This window comes from Streptomyces albidoflavus (assembly GCF_000719955.1).
GTDB lineage: Bacteria > Actinomycetota > Actinomycetes > Streptomycetales > Streptomycetaceae > Streptomyces > Streptomyces albidoflavus.
Map to the genome: position 1 here is coordinate 1 of NZ_JOII01000039.1, position 19,237 is coordinate 19,237.

13 protein-coding genes, 1 tRNA gene and 1 other RNA gene are annotated in these 19,237 nt (G+C 73.2%); 13 read left to right on the forward strand and 2 right to left on the reverse strand.

Going from position 1 to position 19,237, the window contains the following annotated elements; all coding sequences use genetic code 11:
* The first annotated feature begins 585 nt into the window (after window positions 1-585).
* The 7 genes from IF45_RS0127290 to IF45_RS0127320 all read left to right on the forward strand — a co-directional run bounded on the left by IF45_RS0127290 (window position 586) and on the right by IF45_RS0127320 (window position 9,066).
* Window positions 586-1,155, forward strand: a complete 570-nt coding sequence (locus tag IF45_RS0127290) for a restriction endonuclease (RefSeq protein WP_008413369.1) — start codon at window positions 586-588, stop codon at window positions 1,153-1,155.
* Between the two features lie 373 nt (window positions 1,156-1,528).
* Window positions 1,529-2,047, forward strand: coding sequence for a helix-turn-helix transcriptional regulator (locus tag IF45_RS0127295; RefSeq protein WP_015507500.1), 519 nt, complete (start codon window positions 1,529-1,531; stop codon window positions 2,045-2,047).
* A 10-nt stretch (window positions 2,048-2,057) separates the two neighbouring features.
* Window positions 2,058-2,486 (forward strand): VOC family protein, encoded by a 429-nt coding sequence (locus IF45_RS0127300; protein WP_008413365.1) that lies wholly within the window; start codon window positions 2,058-2,060, stop codon window positions 2,484-2,486.
* Between the two features lie 53 nt (window positions 2,487-2,539).
* Entirely contained in the window at window positions 2,540-4,930 is a 2,391-nt protein-coding gene (locus IF45_RS0127305; RefSeq protein WP_030310099.1) for an ATP-binding cassette domain-containing protein, read from the forward strand.
* A 282-nt stretch (window positions 4,931-5,212) separates the two neighbouring features.
* The gene (locus tag IF45_RS0127310; protein WP_129805629.1) at window positions 5,213-6,676 is read left to right on the forward strand and encodes an ATP-binding protein; all 1,464 of its coding nucleotides are present in this window, start codon (window positions 5,213-5,215) and stop codon (window positions 6,674-6,676) included.
* Window positions 6,673-7,950 (forward strand): P-loop NTPase family protein, encoded by a 1,278-nt coding sequence (locus IF45_RS33010; RefSeq protein WP_107048054.1) that lies wholly within the window; start codon window positions 6,673-6,675, stop codon window positions 7,948-7,950. Before IF45_RS0127310 ends, IF45_RS33010 begins: the two co-directional genes overlap by 4 nt.
* A gap of 207 nt (window positions 7,951-8,157) precedes the next feature.
* Window positions 8,158-9,066, forward strand: a complete 909-nt coding sequence (locus IF45_RS0127320; RefSeq protein WP_078842941.1) for a Dyp-type peroxidase — start codon at window positions 8,158-8,160, stop codon at window positions 9,064-9,066.
* Between the two features lie 12 nt (window positions 9,067-9,078).
* Here the strand turns inward: IF45_RS0127320 and IF45_RS0127325 are convergent, their stop codons facing one another.
* The gene (locus IF45_RS0127325; protein ID WP_003949517.1) at window positions 9,079-9,423 is read right to left on the reverse strand and encodes a nuclear transport factor 2 family protein; all 345 of its coding nucleotides are present in this window, start codon (window positions 9,421-9,423) and stop codon (window positions 9,079-9,081) included.
* Between the two features lie 277 nt (window positions 9,424-9,700).
* Between IF45_RS0127325 and IF45_RS0127330 the strand changes: the two genes are divergently transcribed.
* Both IF45_RS0127330 and IF45_RS0127335 read left to right on the forward strand, forming a co-directional pair.
* Window positions 9,701-11,359 (forward strand): SulP family inorganic anion transporter, encoded by a 1,659-nt coding sequence (locus IF45_RS0127330; protein ID WP_049978357.1) that lies wholly within the window; start codon window positions 9,701-9,703, stop codon window positions 11,357-11,359.
* 103 nt (window positions 11,360-11,462) lie between these two features.
* The gene (locus IF45_RS0127335) at window positions 11,463-11,795 is read left to right on the forward strand and encodes an ArsR/SmtB family transcription factor (RefSeq protein WP_003949519.1); all 333 of its coding nucleotides are present in this window, start codon (window positions 11,463-11,465) and stop codon (window positions 11,793-11,795) included.
* 165 nt (window positions 11,796-11,960) lie between these two features.
* On the opposite strand, the gene IF45_RS0127340 is transcribed toward IF45_RS0127335, so the two are convergent.
* Window positions 11,961-12,048 (reverse strand) — tRNA-Ser (locus IF45_RS0127340).
* 71 nt (window positions 12,049-12,119) lie between these two features.
* Here IF45_RS0127340 and ffs point away from each other — a divergent pair.
* From ffs to IF45_RS0127355, 4 genes are all read left to right on the forward strand, one after another.
* Window positions 12,120-12,218: signal recognition particle sRNA small type (ffs, locus tag IF45_RS32680), an RNA gene on the forward strand.
* Window positions 12,219-12,255: 37 nt separating this feature from the next.
* A complete protein-coding gene (locus IF45_RS0127345; RefSeq protein ID WP_030310108.1) occupies window positions 12,256-14,361 on the forward strand; it encodes a DNA polymerase III subunit gamma and tau in 2,106 nt (701 codons plus the stop codon).
* Window positions 14,362-14,421: 60 nt separating this feature from the next.
* Window positions 14,422-15,696, forward strand: a complete 1,275-nt coding sequence (gene purD, locus IF45_RS0127350) for a phosphoribosylamine--glycine ligase (RefSeq protein ID WP_003949522.1) — start codon at window positions 14,422-14,424, stop codon at window positions 15,694-15,696.
* Between the two features lie 435 nt (window positions 15,697-16,131).
* Window positions 16,132-17,907, forward strand: coding sequence for a hypothetical protein (locus IF45_RS0127355; protein ID WP_037638641.1), 1,776 nt, complete (start codon window positions 16,132-16,134; stop codon window positions 17,905-17,907).
* The last annotated feature ends 1,330 nt before the right edge of the window (window positions 17,908-19,237 follow it).

The following is a 19,237-nucleotide window of genomic DNA, read 5'->3' on the forward strand; positions in this document are numbered from 1 at the left end:
GACCGTGGGGTGGGGTCGTGTCGGGGTGCCCCCGCAGCAAACTGCACACGAGGCAGCCATGCTCCAACTCACCCCGCACCATGCAGTTTGTGAGGAGGTGCCCCGGCGCGGCCCCGCCCCACCCCCGTGCCGGAGGAACCGCGAATCCCTATAGCCCGGCCGGCGTTTGAGGCCAGTCAGTGACCGGCACGGTCGGGACGGAGCCCGGCAACCAACAGCCCGGCCGGCGCTTGAGGCCAGTTCGTGACCGGCGCGGGCGGCGCGAAGTCCAGGCCGGTTTCGCGCCACCTGGCGAACCGGGCGCCCTTTCGCCCCAGGCGGCCCCTGCGCAGACTGGCGACGGCCGAGCGCACGCAAGGCGGGGACGGGGGACGACGCATGGCGACGAAGCGCGGGGCCCGACGCCCGGCACAACGGCGCCCCGCGCAGCGGAGGCCGGCCCGGAGGGGCACAGCCCGGCGGGGCGCAGCCCGGAGGCGCCCGGCACGCCGGGCAGCCCCGCAGACCAGGACCAGGCTCGCCGCAGCTGCCGCCACGGCAGCCCTGCTGGCGACGACCTGGTCGACAATCTGGCCGTACGTCCTGGTGGCGGCCGCCACGGGAGCCTCGGCCACAGCCCTGTGGTGGCTCCACCACACGGACCGCCTCCCCCGGCGCGGCAAGCCCCACCCCCACGAACCCACGGCGCTCCGCGCCGCGAGCCTCGCCGAGGTCGACGCCCTGAGCTGGCGGGAGTTCGAGCACCACGTGGCCGCGCTCTGCCGCCGGGACGGCTGCCGCGACGTGGTCGTCACCGGCGGCGCCGGCGACCTGGGCGCCGACGTCACCGCGACCCTCCCGGACGGCCGCCGCCTGGTGATCCAGTGCAAGCACTACGCCCCGCACCGGTACGTGCCCAGCGGTGACATGCAGAAGTTCCTCGGCACGGCCTGGCTCCACCACCGCGCGGACGTCGCCGTCTTCGCGGCCACCTGCCCGTTCGGCAAGGCCGCCCTCGCCCTCGCCGCGGAACACCGCATCACCGCCGTCCACCGCGACCTGCTCGGCCTGTGGAACTCCGGCACCCCGCTGACCGCCCTCCTCGCCGTCGGCGGCGCGGGCCAGGGCGACGCCGCCCACCGGCGCCGGTGGCGCGAGACGTACGGGCGCGGGTGAGGCGGCGGACCGCCCCGCCCGCGCCCGACGCGCCTATCCCCGCTTCTTGCGCCGGGGCCGCTGCCGGGGCGTCCACGTACCCCGGTGCAGCTGGCAGCGGGAGTAGCCGATCATGGCCGGTCTCCCGCAGGGTCTGCCTGTCGTCGTCTGCGTCGAGCCGCACTTCATCTGCTTGCCCACGCCTTCCGTCCTCCCTGTGCCGGTGTCGGGTGGATGTACCGGACCAGCCTGGTCCGAGGCCGGGCCCCGGGGCGGCGTAATCCACCAACCCGGCTGCATATCACCGCTGTTGGGCCGATACCGTCCGTACCCGCACAACCGGAGCCATCTGCTCCCCCGGCGCCCCCACTCCCGCCGTGGCATCATCCGAAGAATGAGCACCAGCCCGCCCCCGGCGCCCCACCTGGGCGACCTCGCGCTCCTGCGGCGCGTCCGCGACCGGATCGACCGGGAGTACGCGCGGCCGCTGGACGTGGAGGCGCTGGCCCGGGGTGTGAACATGTCGGCGGGCCACCTCAGCCGGCAGTTCCGGCTGGCCTACGGCGAGCCGCCGTACTCGTACCTCATGACCCGGCGGATCGAGCGGGCGATGGCCCTGCTCCGGCGGGGCGACCTCAGTGTCACCGAGGTCTGCTTCGCGGTCGGCTGTTCCTCGCTCGGGACCTTCAGCAGCCGCTTCACCGAGCTGGTCGGGGTCCCGCCCAGCGTCTTCCGGGAGCGGCAGGACCTGGCCGGGCAGAACATCGAGGGGATGCCCGCGTGCGTGGCGAAGCAGGTGACCCGGCCGGTCAGGAAGGCCAGGCCGCCCCGGGGGAGCGCCCCCGGCGGGGAGGCGGCGGGCGGCGCGGAACCGGTCAGGAATCGAGAAGCGTGCACCGGGCGGCCCGCCTAGCGTGAGTTCCATGAGCGCCGAGAACCCCATGCACCTCACCGTCCACGCGAGCTTCCTCCCGCACAACGACCCGGAGGCCGCCCTCGCCTTCTACCGCGACCTCCTCGGCCTGGAGGTCCGCGACGACGTCGGCTACGGCGGCATGCGCTGGATCACCGTCGGCCCGCCCGGAGGCGCCGGTTCCGCCATCGTCCTGCTGCCGCCGGGCGCCGACCCGGGCGTCACCGAGGACGAGCGCCGCACCATCGACGCGATGATGGCCAAGGGCACCTATGGCGGCATCCTCCTGGCCACCCCCGACCTCACCACCACCTTCGAGAAGCTGGTCGCGGGCGACGCCGAGATCGTCCAGGAGCCCACCGACCAGCCCTACGGCGTCCGCGACTGCGCCGTACGCGACCCCGCGGGCAACCTCATCCGCATCCAGGAACGCCGCTGACCGGCCGCCCGTACCGCCAGCTCCGCATCGCCAGCCAGGGGAGAGACCAGACGATGACCAGGGCCACGAGGCAGGACGCGCCGCCGGCCGCGCCGCACGCCGCCGACCACCACGACCTGATCCGCGTGCACGGCGCGCGGGAGAACAACCTCAAGGACGTCAGCATCGAGATCCCCAAGCGCCGGCTCACGGTGTTCACGGGCGTCTCCGGTTCGGGCAAGAGCTCCCTGGTCTTCGACACCATCGCCGCCGAGTCGCAGCGGCTGATCAACGAGACGTACAGCGCCTTCCTGCAAGGCTTCATGCCGACGCTGGCCCGCCCCGAGGTCGACGTCCTGGAAGGGCTGACCACCGCGATCATCGTCGACCAGCAGCGGCTCGGCGCCGACCCCCGCTCCACCGTCGGCACCGCCACCGACGCCAACGCGATGCTGCGCATCCTCTTCAGCCGCCTCGGCGACCCGCACATCGGCTCGCCCAACGCCTACTCCTTCAACGTCCCCTCGGTCCGCGCCCACGGCGCCATCACGGTCGAGCGCGGCAACGCCAAGACCGTCCGGCAGAGCTTCACCCGCACCGGCGGCATGTGCCCGCACTGCGAGGGCCGCGGCACCGTCTCCGACATCGACCTCACCCAGCTCTACGACGACTCCAAGTCGATCAGCGAGGGCGCCTTCACCATCCCCGGCTGGAAGTCCGACAGCTGGTGGACGGTCCGCCTCTACGCCGACTCCGGCTTCCTCGACCCCGACAAGCCCATCCGCGACTTCACCGAGCAGGAGATGCGGGACTTCCTGTACCGCGAGCCGACCAAGGTGAAGGTCGAGGGCACCAACCTCACCTACGAGGGGCTCATCCCCAAGATCCAGAAGTCCTTCCTCTCCAAGGACCGCGAGGGGATGCAGCCGCACATCCGCGCCTTCGTGGACCGGGCCGTCACCTTCACCGCCTGCCCCGAGTGCCAGGGCACCCGCCTCAGCGAGGCCGCCCGCTCCTCCCGAATCGGCGAGCTGAACATCGCCGACGCCTGCGCCCTGCAGATCACCGACCTCGCCGACTGGGTCGCCACCCTGGACGAACCCTCGGTCGCGCCGCTGCTGGCCGCCCTGCGCCACACCCTCGACTCCTTCGTGGAGATCGGCCTCGGCTACCTCTCGCTCGACCGGCCCGCCGGCACCCTCTCGGGCGGCGAGGCCCAGCGCGTCAAGATGATCCGCCACCTCGGCTCGTCCCTCACCGACGTCACGTACGTCTTCGACGAGCCCACCATCGGCCTCCACCCGCACGACATCGAGCGCATGAACGGCCTGCTGCTGCGGCTGCGCGACAAGGGCAACACCGTCCTCGTCGTCGAGCACAAGCCGGAGACCATCGCCATCGCCGACCACGTGGTCGACCTCGGCCCGGGGGCCGGCACCGGCGGCGGCACCATCTCCTTCGAGGGCACCGTCGCGGGGCTGCGCGCCTCCGACACCCTCACCGGCCGCCACCTCGACGACCGCGCCACCCTGAAGAAGCAGGTACGCAAGCCCACCGGAACCCTGGAGATCCGCGGCGCCGACCGCCACAACCTCCAGGACGTCGACGTCGACATCCCGCTCGGCGTCCTGACCGTGGTCACCGGCGTCGCCGGCTCCGGCAAGAGCAGCCTCATCCACGGCTCGATCCCCAGGAGCGACGAGGTCGTCTCCGTCGACCAGAGCCCCATCCGCGGCTCCCGCCGCTCCAACCCGGCCACCTACACCGGCCTCCTCGACCCGATCCGCAAGGCGTTCGCCAAGGCCAACGGCGTCAAGCCCGCCCTCTTCAGCGCCAACTCCGAGGGCGCCTGCCCCAACTGCAAGGGCGCCGGCGTCGTCTACACCGACCTCGGCATGATGGCCGGGGTCTCCGCCACCTGCGAGGAGTGCGACGGCAAGCGGTTCGAGGCGTCCGTCCTCGAACACCACCTCGGCGGCAAGGACATCAGCGAGGTCCTCGCCATGCCCGTCACCGAGGCCGAGGAGTTCTTCCGCGAGGGCGAGGCCCGCACCCCCGCCGCCCACCGCGTCCTCACCCGCCTCGCCGACGTCGGCCTCGGCTACCTCACCCTCGGCCAGCCCCTGACCACCCTCTCCGGCGGCGAACGCCAGCGCCTCAAGCTCGCCACCCACATGGCCGACAAGGGCGGCACCTACGTCCTGGACGAGCCCACCACCGGCCTCCACCTCGCCGATGTCGACCAGCTCCTCGCCCTCCTCGACCGCCTCGTCGACTCCGGCAAGTCCGTCATCGTCATCGAACACCACCAGGCCGTCATGGCCCACGCCGACTGGATCATCGACCTGGGCCCCGGCGCCGGCCACGACGGCGGCCGCGTGGTCTTCGAAGGCACCCCGGCCGACCTGACCGAGAACCGCGGGACGGTCACGGGGGAGCATCTGGCGGCGTACGTCGGGGGGTGAGGCGCAGGGAGGCGCCCGGTGCGGTCCGGGGCGGTCCGGGTCCGCCCGGTGTCTTCCCATCGACCCCTCCCGCAGGCCCAACTCCCTTTTGCACCAAGGCCGTCCGGTCTTGGTGCAAAAGGGCTTTCAACGGCGCTCTCCCGGAGTACGATCCCGGAAAAATCGCTCCGCTGAGAGGCTCATGTGGCCGGTACGCACAATCAGCAGGTTCTCGCCGAGCACAAGGCGAGGTTCGAGAACAGGGTCAGCGGAGGGCGGCAGTTCAACAAGCTGCTCCGCGAAATGGGAGCAGAGCCCAACAGGTTCGTCGAGGACCCGAGGGACGGGCGACGGTGGTGGATCTACATCACCATGCCCGAGAACGTCCGCGACACCTTCGACCTGCACCTCGAGGTGCTGTGCCTGTCCGCGTCCTACGACCGGGTGGAGCCCCGCACGCTGGACACCATCGCCGAACGTCTGAGGAAGGGCGAAGCGCGCCTCGATCCGGATTTCGCGATCCTGCTCACCCCTGACGCAGGAGCGGAGAACCTGGTCCGCCGTCGGCGCGGCCAACTGCCCATCCTGACCATCGACTCCTCGGAACTGCTGGGACACGGCGCCAGGATCGGTCTGAGGCAGCGCATCGCCCGGATCATGGTGACCCAGGATCACTACGATCTGACCAAGCCCATCACCGAGCCCGCGGCCTTCTACGGGCGCCGTACCGAGGTGCGCGACATCGATTTCGCCCTGGACCGGGGGCAGTCGGTGGGCATCTTCGGCCTGCGCAAGGCCGGCAAGACCTCCCTGCTCAACTTCGTGGAGAACCACCGCGCGGACAAGGACAGGCCCGTCGTCCGCCTGGACATAAGCGGCCTGACGGCAGAGATGTTCCAGCTCAATCTGCTGCAGAAGTGCCACGAACTGCTGCGGGCCGGCGGGGCGCCGGCACCGCGCCTGGCGACGCTCACCCGGGACGGCCGGCCCAACACCGCGGCGAGCCTCTCCACGTACTGGCTCAACGACCTGGACGCGCTGCTGGACGGGCTGCCCGGCCGGCTGGAGCTGTTCGTCGACGAGATCGACCAGGCATGGCCCGGCCGCTCCAACCTGGAGGAGGACGAGGCGAGGGCGCTCATGCGCTGCCTCATCCAGCTACGCGGGGTGGTGCAGCGTCGTGAGGCGGGAGGCAAGGAAGGGATCGGGCTCGTCTGCGCCGGTGTGGACCCGGCGATATTCGAGCGGCCGCTGCTGGACGGCAAGGACAACCTCCTCTACAAGTTCGTCCGCCTCTCCTTCCTGTCGCCCATGAAGAAGGACGAGATGCAGGAGATGGTCCGCAGCCTCGGCAAGCGGATGGGGCTGCGCTACCGGGACCACGAGACCATCGACTTCCTCTACCACGAGTTCGGCGGCCACCCCCTGCTCACCCGTAAAGCGTGCTCGGCCGCGACGCGGAAGCGCCCCACGGACGAGATCCCCTGGCACGTCACCCTCGAAGCGCTGCGGGAAGCCCTGGAGCAGAGGGGGCCCAACACCCCCCGGACGGAGGTGTCGGACGTCCTGGACTCGTTCACCGACTGGTTCGGGGACGAGGCGGCCATGCTGCCGCTGCTGTGGTCGAAGGACGAGAACGAGCAGCGTGACGCCCGCGAGTGGGCGGAGAGCGAGCCCGAGATGGCCGCCCACCTGGTGCTTTACGGCATCACCGACGAGAAGTGGGCACCCCGCATCAACGCCATGCGTGACCTGGTGCTGAAGTGAGCGCCGGGGGGCTGCTGCCCGCCCAGCGGAGCTGGGTGGCTCAGGTGTGCGAGCGGCTGACCGACGGTCAGACGGTGATCGTCCGGGGGATACCGGGGTCCGGCAAGACCGTGCTGCTGCAGGCGGTCGCCCGCGAACTGGGGCCGACCGGCGTGCTCACCTTCGGGCGCGACTACACCCCGGACAACCAGGCGGACCGGACGGCCACCTTCCAGGAAGGCGTCCTCCACTCCCTGAGCCGGTACGGGTCGGCTCAGCTGCTCTTCGACGACTACGCACACGCGCTGCGCAACCCCGAGGGCCTGCGCCTTCAACGGCAGTTGCTCCAGTTGCTGGTCGACGGCGAGTACGCGCTCGACATGGGAGCTTTACTCACCGGCCGCTGGGGGCGCAGCATGCACCTGGTCTCCAGGGGGTCGCCCTTGGTGGCACGCGCCCGGGTGGTGGCGCTGCCCCACCCCGGGAGCGCGGACTTCGAGGCGGTCGGCTGTGCCGGTTCGGCGGAGGCCGCGGAGGCGGTGGGCGGTAACGCGGCACTCCTGGCCAAAGTCGTCCCGGTTCTGGGCCGGGCCGCCCTGCACCAGGTGCGGGACTCCGCCCAGGCGCTCGTGGCCAAGTGGGTGGACGACGTGCCCTGGGAGGCGGTGGCCTGGATCAAAGGGGTGGTGCGCGACGGCCCGGCGGCGCTGCCCGAGGACGACTCCGCGCTCGAGGCGCTGGCACCCTTGCTGGTGCCGGCCGCACGGCAGCCGGACGGGCTGCCACGCTACGGCGTGGTGGAAGCCTTGCGGACGGACGAGGGCCGGGCCGCGCTGGACGGTCGCGCGCCCACCTGGCCTTCGCGGCGGCAGGACTCCGTGAAGGCGTTCTGCGCGTACCTGTCGGGAGTCCCGGAGGCGGTATGGGTCGACCGTTACATGGCGGTGAAGCCGGCGGACCTCCTGCGCTTCGTCCAGGAAGTCCGGGGCGCCTGCTCCACGCGGTTGCGGCTGCTGGTCGCCAAGAACCGCAACGACATGTCGTTCACCGAGGCCGAAGCCGCCGCCTTCGCCCGTCACGACTGCACGGTCAGGGTCATGCTCCCGGGTGACCGCAGACTCCTCCACGACCGGCAGCTGGTCTTTCTCGGGAGCCTGGAGGGAGGAGTGGTGCTTCCGACAGCGCGGGTGCTGATGGGCCAGGACCTGCCGGGCTCCGCGGTCGCCGTGCGGGCCCGGAACCTCGATCGGAAACTGATCCTCAACGTCTGGGAACGGGCCCGTCCCGTGAGCTGAGGCGCCACCCGGGTGGAAGCCGCCGCCGGCCGGTCCCCGCGCCGCATCACGCCACCGCATCACGCCACCGGGTCACGCCGGTGGCGAGCCGGCCTCCGATGTCCGACGCTGAGCGGGCCGGATCCCCGCGTACCGGACAGGACACCTGGAGGGGTCATCGCCGCCGAGCCTCAGTCCACAGAGCCCCAGTCCACCGAACCGCAGTACATCGACGCCCCGCTGAGCGCGGCCGCCGGCTTCCTCGTCCTGGTCGTGAAGGACGGGGAGGAGGCGGTGGCGACGGTCCGGTCCGTGGTCGCCGGTACCGACGACCTGATCAAGGACATCACCATCCGCGCCAACGGGGCGATGTTCACCTGCAACGTCGGCATCTCCCACCACGGCTGGCCGCGGCTGACCGGGAAGCCGCCGCCGAAGGAACTGCGGCCGTTCCGGGAGATCAAGGGGGAGAAGCACACCGCCGTCGCCACCCCGGGCGACCTGCTGTACCACCTGCGCGCCGCCTCCCCCGACCTGATCGTCGAGTTCGAGAAGATCCTCCTCGAAGCCTTCGGCGACTCGGTGACCGCCGTGGACGACGTCACCGGCTTCCGCTACTTCGACGGCCGTGACCTGCTCGAATTCGCCGACGGCACCGCCAACCCGGACGGCGCCGCCCTCCCCGCCGCCACCCTCGTCGGCGACGAGGACCCGGCGTACGCGGGCGGCAGCTACGTCGTCGTCCAGAAGTACCTGCACGACCTCTCCGCCTGGCGCGCCCAGACCACCGGCACCCAGGAGGAGATCATCGGCCGCACCAAGTTCGACAACGTCGAGAAACCCGACGCCACCGAGGGCCAGAAGTCCCACAAGACCCTCTGCACCATCCAGGACGCCGACGGCGAACACGACATCCTCCGCGACAACATGCCCTTCGCCCACCCCGGCACCGGCGAGTACGGCACCTACTTCATCGGCTACTCCCGCCACCTCTGGGTCACCGAGAAGATGCTGGAGCGCATGTTCCTGGGCGATCCGCCCCCGCTCCACGACCGCATCCTCGACTACTCGCGAGCGGTGACGGGAGCGACGTTCTTCTGCCCGGCCCGCGCCTTCCTGGCGGCCCTGGGCGACTGAACGTCCGCGGGCTCAGCGGCCGCCGGTCCCCCGCGCGTCGAAGACGGTACGGATCGCGGTGATCCGCTCCCCGTCCACCCGCAGCCAGGTCACGGTCGGCCGCCCCGGCCCGCCGCCGGCCCGCACGGTCGACCAGGTCAGCACGTTCCCGCCGTCGGCCAGCCGCACCTCGACGTGGTCCCCGGAGATCATCTTCCCCATCTCCACCAGCCCCGCGACGCACTCCGCGACCCCGGACGCGGTGGCCACCGGCCCCTCGAACGTCACCTCGTCCGCCAGCACCCCCCGCAGCCCGTCCGCGTCCGCCGCCGTCAACGCCGCGTGAAACCGCTCCGCGACCTGCTCCGTGCTGGCCATGTTCTTCCTCGTCCCGCTCGCCGGTCGAAAGTCCCGAGCATGGCACGGGGGATGCGAGATGTGCCGTAATCGGCGCTGATGGTGTGTTTGTCGCGAGCCGGGAATCAACGAATTGCGAAATTAAGCAATTCGCTACATGCTGTGTGCGCTGTCTTGGGGAGGTCCCGGGCGGCCGGGGTGACGAAGGTCGAAAGGGGTGCGTGACAGTGCCGATTCCGCCGCGCCAGGCCGAGGTTCCGGCGTCGTGAGCCCGCTGCCTGCCCAGGTGTGGACCCGCGTGCGGTCCCTGCTGCCCACCCGCGCGGACTTCGCCGCCATGACGCGCGACCCGCGCCGCGACCTGCTCGCCGGCCTCACCGTGGCGATCGTGGCGTTGCCGCTCGCGCTCGGCTTCGGGGTCTCCTCCGGCCTGGGCGCCGAGGCGGGACTGGCCACCGCCGTCGTCGCGGGGGCGCTCGCGGCGCTGTTCGGCGGCTCCAGTCTCCAGGTCTCCGGGCCGACCGGCGCGATGACGGTGGTGCTGGTGCCGATCGTCGCCCAGTACGGCCCGGGCGGGGTGCTGACGGTCGGCCTGCTGGCCGGCGTCCTGCTGCTCGCGCTGGCCGTGCTGAAGGCCGGCCGGTACATGCGGTACGTCCCGGCGCCGGTGGTGGAGGGCTTCACCCTCGGCATCGCCTGCGTGATCGGGCTGCAACAGGTCCCGAACGCCCTCGGGGTCACCGCTCCCGAGGGCGACTCGGTCCTGATGGTGACCTGGCGCGCCGTCGAGGAGTTCGTACGCACCCCGAACTGGACCGCGACCGGCCTCGCCCTCGGCGTGGCGGCGGTGATGCTGCTCGGCGCCCGTTGGCGGCCCGCCGTGCCTTTCTCGATCGTGGCCGTCGTCGCGGCGACGGCGGCCGCCCAGTTCTTCCACCTGGACGGGGCGGCCCCGATCGGCGCTCTGCCGTCCGGGCTCCCCGCGCCCTCGCTGGACTTCCTCGAACTGTCCGCACTGGGCTCGCTGCTCGCCCCGGCGCTGGCGGTCGCCGCGCTGGCCGCGCTGGAGTCACTGCTGTCGGCCACGGTCGCGGACGGCATGACGACGGGCCAGAAGCACGACCCCGACCGCGAACTCTTCGGGCAGGGCGTGGCCAACCTGGCCGCCCCGCTGTTCGGCGGCGTACCCGCCACCGCGGCCATCGCCCGTACCGCCGTCAACGTCCGCAGCGGCGCCGGCTCCCGCCTGGCCGCCCTGACCCACGCGGCCGTCCTCGCGGTGATCGTCTTCGCCGCCGCCCCCCTCGTCTCCAAGATCCCGCTGGCCGCGCTCGCCGGGGTGCTGATCGCCACCGCGGTCCGCATGGTGGAGGCCGGCGCGCTGCGGGCGATGGTCCGGTCGACCCGCTCGGACGCCGTCGTCCTGGTGCTGACCGCCGTCGCCACCCTCGTCCTCGACCTCGTCCTCGCGGTGGTCATCGGCCTGGTCGTCGCGGGAGCCCTGGCCCTGAGGGCGGTCGCCGTCCAGGCCCGGATCGACCGGACCGACGCCCCCTCCGAGCCGCCGGCCGTCCACGGCGACGCGGAACACGTCCCGCCGAGCGAGCACATCGCCACCTACCGCGTCGACGGCCCGCTGTTCTTCGCCGGCGCCCACCGGGTCCTCCTGGAGCTCTCCGAGGTCGCCAGTGTCCGCGTGGTGATCCTTCGCATGGCGCGCGTCACGACGATGGACGCCACCGGGGCCCTGGCGCTCAAGGAGGCCGTCGAGGACCTGAGCCGGCGCGGAATCGCCGTGCTGGCCTGCGGCATCCGCCCCGCCCACCGCCGGACCCTCGCCTCGGTCGGGGCGCTGGAAGCGCTGCGGGACCGCGAGTACGCGACTGGGCCCGAGGCCCTGGCCGCCGCCCACGCCCACCTCGGCCGCACCGGCCCTCTGCCCGCCGGTACGGCCTGACCCTCACCGGCCCGCCGTTGCTAACCTTGGCGATTTCCGAGCCCCAGGCCAAAAGTTCCGAGGTGGACGCGATGCACGGCCCTCGCACGAAGGCAGCCGTCCGGTGAGCACACCGCTGTACCAGCTGAAGGCGGAGTTCTTCAAAACCCTCGGCCACCCGGTCCGCATCCGCGTCCTGGAACTCCTCAGCCGCCGCGAACACGCCGTCTCCGAGCTCCTCTCCGACATCGGCGTCGAGCCGGCCCACCTCTCCCAACAACTGGCCGTCCTGCGCCGCGCCAACCTGGTCGTCCCCCGCCGCGAGGGCTCCGCCGTCCACTACTCCCTGACCAACCCCGACGTGGCCGAACTCCTCCGCGTGGCCCGCACCATCCTCTCCGGGGTCCTGACGGACCAGGCGGAACTGCTGGCGGGGCTACGGGCCGACGAGTCCTGAGGCGGCTCGCAGGAGCGCGGGGCCGGGGGCGTGCGCGGCCGGACAGACCGTTCTCCAGTCCGGAGAACGCCCCTACCCGGGCGCCGTTGAGGCGGTAGAGGCAGACAACGTCGAAGGGCCCCACCTTGCGGTGGGGCCCTTCGACGTATTGCCCGGTGAGAGCAATGGCGGAGGATACGAGATTCGAACTCGTGAGGGGTTGCCCCCAACACGCTTTCCAAGCGTGCGCCCTAGGCCTCTAGGCGAATCCTCCGCGTCAAACATTACATGACCGCGAGGAGTGCTTGCGAACTCGTATCCGGAGGCGGGATCGGGTACCTTGTGCGGAGCCCCTCACGTGGCGCTATCTGACTGAACTCCCCCAGGGCCGGAAGGCAGCAAGGGTAGGTTGGCTCTGGCGGGTGCGTGGGGGGCGCTTGCGTTTCCCGGTGTGTGGGTGGTCGCCAGTACGCTCGTAGGTGTGTCGTCTCTCGCGCTGTACCGCCGTTATCGCCCGGAGTCGTTCGCCGAGGTCATCGGGCAGGAACATGTCACCGACCCGCTGCAGCAGGCGCTGCGGAACAACCGGGTCAACCACGCGTACCTGTTCAGCGGACCGCGCGGCTGCGGCAAGACCACCAGTGCCCGGATTCTCGCGCGCTGCCTGAACTGTGAGCAGGGTCCCACCCCGGACCCCTGCGGGACCTGCCAGTCCTGCCAGGACCTGGCGCGGAACGGGCCCGGCTCGATCGACGTGATCGAGATCGACGCCGCCTCGCACGGTGGCGTGGACGATGCCCGTGACCTGCGGGAGAAGGCGTTCTTCGGGCCCGCCTCCAGCCGGTACAAGATCTACATCATCGACGAGGCGCACATGGTGACCTCGGCGGGGTTCAACGCCCTGCTGAAGGTCGTCGAGGAGCCGCCGGAGCATCTCAAGTTCATCTTCGCGACGACCGAGCCCGAGAAGGTCATCGGGACGATCCGCTCGCGTACGCACCACTACCCGTTCCGGCTGGTGCCGCCGGGGACGCTCCGCGAGTACCTGGCGGAGGTCTGCGGCAAGGAGGGCAGCCGGGTCGAGGACGGCGTGCTGCCGCTGGTCGTGCGGGCCGGGGCCGGCTCCGTGCGGGACTCGATGTCGGTGATGGACCAGCTGCTGGCCGGCGCGGGCGAGGACGGCGTGACGTACGCCATGGCCACCGCGCTGCTCGGCTACACGGACGGCTCGCTGCTCGACTCCGTGGTGGACGCCTTCGCCGCCGGGGACGGCGCCGCCGCCTTCGAGGTGGTCGACCGCGTCGTCGAGGGTGGCAACGACCCGCGCCGCTTCGTCGCCGACCTGCTGGAGCGGCTGCGCGACCTGGTGATCCTCGCCGCCGTTCCGGACGCCGCCGAGAAGGGCCTCATCGACGCCCCCGCCGACCTGGTCGAGCGGATGCAGGCCCAGGCCTCGGTCTTCGGCGCCGCCGAACTGAGCCGCGCCGCCGACCTGGTCAACGAGGGGCTGACCGAGATGCGCGGCGCCACCTCCCCCCGCCTCCAGCTGGAGCTGATCTGCGCGCGGGTCCTGCTCCCCGCCGCCTACGACGACGAGCGCTCCACCCTCGCCCGCCTGGAGCGGCTGGAGCGCAGCGGACCCCCGGCGCAGGCCGCCGCCCCCCTCGCCCCCCAGGCGTACGCCCCCGCGCAGCCGCAGGTCCCGCAGGCGCCCCCGGCTCCTGCCCCTACTCCCGCACCCCAGCAGAGCGCCCCGCCCGCCGCCGCGCCCGACGCGCCCCCCGCCGACGCGGCCCCGGCCCGCCCGGGCGCGTGGCCCGGTTCGGCGCCGCCCGGCTCCGGCGCGCCCGCGCCCGCCGCGCGCCGGCCAGGCGGCTGGCCGACGGCCGGTGCCGGCGGCGGCCCCGCGCCGCAGCAGGCCGAGCCGCAGGGGCCGGGCCGCCCGCAGGGGCAGCCCCAGCCGCAGGCGGCCCCGGCCACGCCCCCGCCGGGTGCGGTCGACGCCCGTGCCCTGTGGCCGAACGTCCTGGAGGCGGTCAAGAACCGCCGCCGCTTCACCTGGATCCTGCTCAGCCAGAACGCCCACGTCGCCGGGTTCGACGGCACCACGCTCCAGCTCGGCTTCCTCAACGCCGGCGCCCGGGACAACTTCGCGAGCAGCGGCAGCGAGGACGTACTGAAGCAGGCGCTCGGCGAGGAGTTCCAGGTCAACTGGAAGATCGAGACGGTCATCGACGCCTCGGGCGGCCAGGGTCCCGCCACCCCGCCCGGCGGTGGCGGCGGAGGCGGCTGGGGCCAGGCCCCGGCCCAGCCGCGCCCGGCGGCGCCCGCCCCGGCGCCCGCGCCCGCCCCGCCGCAGCCCGGCCCGGCGGCGCCTCCGGCCCCGGCGCCCGCCCCGCAGGGGCCGCCGGCTCCGCAGCGCGAGCAGCGGCCCCCGGCCCCCGAACCGCCGAGACGCACGACCTCCATCGAGGACGACATCCCCGAGGAGGACGACCCGGACCTCGACGAGTCGGCGCTCTCCGGCCACGACCTGATCATGCGCGAGCTGGGCGCCACGGTGGTGGAGGAATATACGAACGAGTAGCGGGCCGCTTCTCGGCAGCCCGTACAGGGGGCGTCGCCCGGCCCCGCTAGGCTGAAGCCTGTGAAGGTCCTTGTCATTGGCTCCGGCGCCCGCGAACACGCCCTGTGCCGCTCCCTGTCCCTCGACCCCGACGTCACCGCGCTGTACTGCGCGCCCGGCAACGCAGGCATCGCCGAGGTGGCCGAGCTGCACCCGGTCGACGCGCTCGACGGCGCGGCCGTCGCCCGCCTCGCCACCGGCCTCGGCGCCGACCTGGTCGTGGTCGGCCCGGAGGCGCCGCTCGTCGCGGGCGTCGCCGACGCGGTCCGCGTGGCCGGGATCGACTGCTTCGGCCCGTCCGCCGAGGCCGCCCGGCTGGAGGGGTCCAAGGCGTTCGCCAAGGACGTCATGGCCGGCGCCGGGGTGCCGACCGCCCGCAGCTACGTCTGCACCACCGCCGCCGAGATCGACACCGCCCTCGACGCCTTCGGCGCGCCCTACGTCGTCAAGGACGACGGGCTCGCGGCGGGCAAGGGCGTCGTCGTCACCGAGGACGTGGACGAGGCGCGCGAGCACGCGCTGAACTGCGTCTCGGCCGGGGGCGGACGCGTGGTCGTCGAGGAGTTCCTCGACGGCCCGGAGGTCTCCCTCTTCGCCGTCACCGACGGCCGCACCGTCGTCCCGCTCCAGCCCGCGCAGGACTTCAAGCGCGCGCTCGACGGCGACCAGGGGCCCAACACGGGCGGCATGGGCGCCTATTCGCCGCTGCCGTGGGCCGACCCCAAGCTGGTCGACGAGGTCCTGGAGACCGTCCTCCAGCCGACCGTGGACGAGCTGCGCCGCCGCGGCACCCCCTTCTCCGGGCTGCTCTACGCGGGGCTCGCGATCACCTCGCGCGGTATCCGCGTCATCGAGTTCAACGCCCGCTTCGGCGACCCCGAGACCCAGGTGGTCCTGGCCCGCCTGCGGACCCCGCTCGCCGGGGTGCTGCGCGCCGCCGCCGACGGCACCCTCGCCGCGCTCCCGCCGCTGCGCTGGAGCGAGGAGGCCGCGGTCACCGTGGTCGTCGCCTCGCACAACTACCCGGGTACGCCGCGCACCGGCGACCCGGTCGAGGGGCTGGCCGAGGTCGCGGAACTGGACGCTCCGGCGGCGTACGTCCTGCACGCCGGTACGCGCCAGGACGGCGACGCCGTCCTCAGCGCGGGCGGCCGGGTCCTCTCGGTGACCGCCACCGGGGCCGACCTGACCGAGGCGCGGGACCGTGCGTACACGGCCGTGGCGCGCATCCGGCTCGACGGCTCCCAGCACCGTTCCGACATCGCGGCCCGCGTCGCCGTGGAGGAGCGCGGCTGACCGCTCCGGGCGTACGCCCCGCGCCGCGGGTACGCCGTTCTTCGCGTCCCCCGTTCACCGGCCTTCGGCCGTGGGCGGGGGACGCGGCGTTTCCGGGCGTGCGGGGGCGCCGGCAGGGGGCGCGTGAGGATCGCAGAGGCGCGCGTGCCACGGGCGAGCTCTGCCCAAAGGCATTCCATCGAGTGACCGATCCGCCATCCGGCTGACGCTCCGCCCACCCCCAACTAGGGTGCCGCGCAAGCGCTCTGCGGCCCGTGGACCGGGGTGTGCGGCACTTGGCCCACCGGCATTGCGATGTCGGAGCCGGGTGCCACAGTGGGGGAATGAGCAACGCCGTCGAAGCGCGTCGGCACCGGCTGGGACAGCGGGCGCCGGGCGGGCGATAAAGGGGTGTGACCGGTCGTGTCAGGTGTGAGTGCGCAGGCGGGTGCCGAAGTGGCGCGCGCCGGGGCCGTCGCCGTGCTGCGGGTGCGCGGCCGGGCGGTGGCCCTCGCCCTGCTCCCGGCGGCCCTCGCCGTCGTCCTGCTCGCCGGGGCCCCCACCGGGGTGCTCACCGGGCCGGTCTGGGACGCGGCCCGCGCGCTGGTCTCGGCCGTCGCCGTTCTGGTCCTCCTCGCCGCGGCGGGGCTCGCCCTCGCGGTGGCGCGGGCGCGGCCCGCGGTCAGCCCCACCGTCCCGGTCAGCGAGGACTCCGCCCCCGACCTGCACCGCCTGGTGCGCGACCTCGCCGACCGGCTGGAGGTGCCCGCCCCCTCGGCGATAGCCCTCACCCCCGACTGCGACAGCTGGCTGGAGGACCGCAGCCACCCGGCGCTCGGCGCCGACGCGGTCCGCCCCGCGCACGGCCAGGAGCCGCCCGCCCCCGTACTGGTGATCGGCTCGCCCTTCCTGTGGTGGATGCGCGTCGCCGAACTCCGCGCCGTACTTGCCCCGGTCGTCGCCGGTACGGGGCCCTCGGCGCAGCCCGACATCATCGCCGCCCGCCGGTTCGTCCGCGGCCTCGACGCGGCCGCCGCCCTCGGCACCGAACCGGGCCGGGGGCCGCTGGCCCGGCTGGTCCTCGGCGGGACGGCCCGCCTCGCCCGGCTGCTGCTGCACGCCTGCCGCGAGGAGGCCGCCGAGATGGAGCGGGCCGTCGCCGCCACCTCCTCCGAGCGGGCCAAGGCGGTCGACTACGGCCTGCGCATCGCCGCCCAGGAACAGGTCGGCCTCGCCTACGCCGGCTGGGACCGGCTGCTGAACCGGGTCGCCCTGCCCGCCTGGCGGATAGGGCGCTGGCCGGCCCGGCTGGACGCGGGCGTGGTCGCCGCCCTCACCGAACTCTCCCGCCGCGACCGGCTCGCCGACGACTTCACCACCCGCCTCGGCGAACGCCCCGCCTGCGACCTGCTGGAGGAGCCCGGCACGATCGACGAGTCCACCTCCCTCCTCGCCGCCCGCCTCTTCCACGGCGAGCCCGCCGGAAGCGAACCGCAGTGGCTCCCCGTCGACTGGGAGGGGTACGCCGACGAGGTCGTCGACCGCACCTGGCGCACCGAGGCGGCCCGCCTCCACCGGGTCCTGGACGGACTGGGCGTCCCCGCCTCCGAGCCCGGCGGGGCGACCCTCGCCCGGGTGCTGGAGCACCTGGCGGTGCCGGCCGGGGCGCCCGCGGCCGAGCCGGGCGGCCTCCCCGAACTGACCGAGGCCGAACTGGCCACCGCCTCCGACGACGAACTGGCCCTGCGGACGGGCGTCGACATAGGAGGGGAAGCGACGGGCCGGGCCGCCACGGTGCCCCAGCCCGGGGGCGAGGTACGGCGCCGGGTGGCCGAGCGGGCCGAGGAACTCGCCGAGGCGCTCGCGGCGGAGGTCGCCCGCGACGAGGCGCGGGTTCCGGCGGGGGTTCCGGCCCCTGTGGGGCAGGGGGCCGACGAGACCCTGTCCGCCGGCGGGCGGCTGCCGCTCTGTCCGCTTCAGCCGCCGCGTACGGGGCGCGAGTTGCTCGCCGGGCACGTGGCGGCCATGGTGTGCTGCTCCGCGATGGACACCGCCGGGGCCCTGCCGGGGCTCGACTGGCTCGACGGGCCCGTCCTCCTGGTACAGGGCCGCCGCGCGTCGGACCTGGCGGTCCGTGTCACCGCCCTCGTCGACCAGGGCGACGGCGGCCCCCTCCTCACCTGGGTCCACCAAACCGGCATCCGCCCGGACAAACCGGTCCGCCTGGTCTGACCCGACTTCCCCGATTGCCCGGGTGCTTGGCCGCCTGCGCGGCTCCCCGCCTGCCCGGCTGCTTGGCCGCCTGCGCGGGTGCTTGCCTGGCTTCGCGTCTGCCCGCCTGCCCGGCTCCCTGCCTGCCTGGCCGCTTCGCCCCGCCTGCCTCGCGTGCCGCGGGCCGGGCTGGGGCGGGGCTGGGCTGCGCCCCGAACTGGCGGCCCCTCGACCGTCCGGTCAAAGATGGCCTCAAGCGCCGGCCGGGCTGTTTTGTGCTGGGCTTCGCCCCGACTTGCCGGAGCCCGACCGAGCCGGTCACTGATCGGCCTCAATCGCCGGCCAGGCTGTCCTCCGCGCGCCTCATCTCGACGTGCGGCGCCGTTCTCGCCGCGCAGGGTGGTGTGGCCTCAGTCGCCGGCCGGGCTTGGTTGTGGCTGGGCTGCGCCCCGACCTGGCCGCCCCTCGACCGTCCGGTCAAAGATGGCCTCAAGCGCCGGCCGGGCTGTTTCGTGCTGAGCTTCGCCCCGACCTGCCGGAGCCGGCCGTACCGGTCACCGATTGGCCTCAAGCGCCGGCCGGGCTGTCTGCGGGCTTCGTCCCGACCTGAGCTGCGCCCCCGTCCCGGTTGCCCACGGTGGCCTCAAGCGCCGGCCAGGCTGGGGTGTGGCCGGAAGCTCCGCCCCGTCCTGCCCACCTCGCCCCTGCCGGCTCAGGATGGCCTCAGTCGCCGGCCGGGCTGAGAAGACGTCCTCAAGCGCCGGACGGGCTGAGTGGGGGTTCCTCTCTCTTGTCCCTGCTGACCGCGACCGTGCCGCTCACCGATGGCCTCAATCGCCGGCCGGGCTATGGGGGTTCGCGGGTCGTTCGCCGGTTGGGTCGGGCGGGGCCGCACCGGGGTACCTCCTCACAAACTGCAGGGTGCGGGGTCAATTGGAGCAAGGCGGCCTAGCGTGCAGTTTGCTGCGGGGGCACCCCGGCACGTCCCCGCCCTTCCGTCTCGTCGGCGTCGTCCCGCCGGTGGGAGGAGGACAAGGCCGTCACCCATTGATCTTTGTGACGAGCGAGAGCGATGACGGTCGGCACTGTGGAGAGGCCCGTTATCGGTGACGGCCTTATTCCACCCTCCGGCGGTTGGCCGTGTACGAGACCGTGGGGTGGGGACGGGTCGGGGTGCCCCCGCAGCAAACTGCACACACGGCCGCCTTGAAGCGACTGACCCCGCGCCTTGCAGTTTGTGAGGAGGTGCCCCGGCGCGGCCCCGCCCCACCCACGCACCGGAGGAACCGCGAACCTGACAGCCCGGCTGGCGATTGAGGCCAGTCTTTGACCGGCACGGTCGAACGCCGCT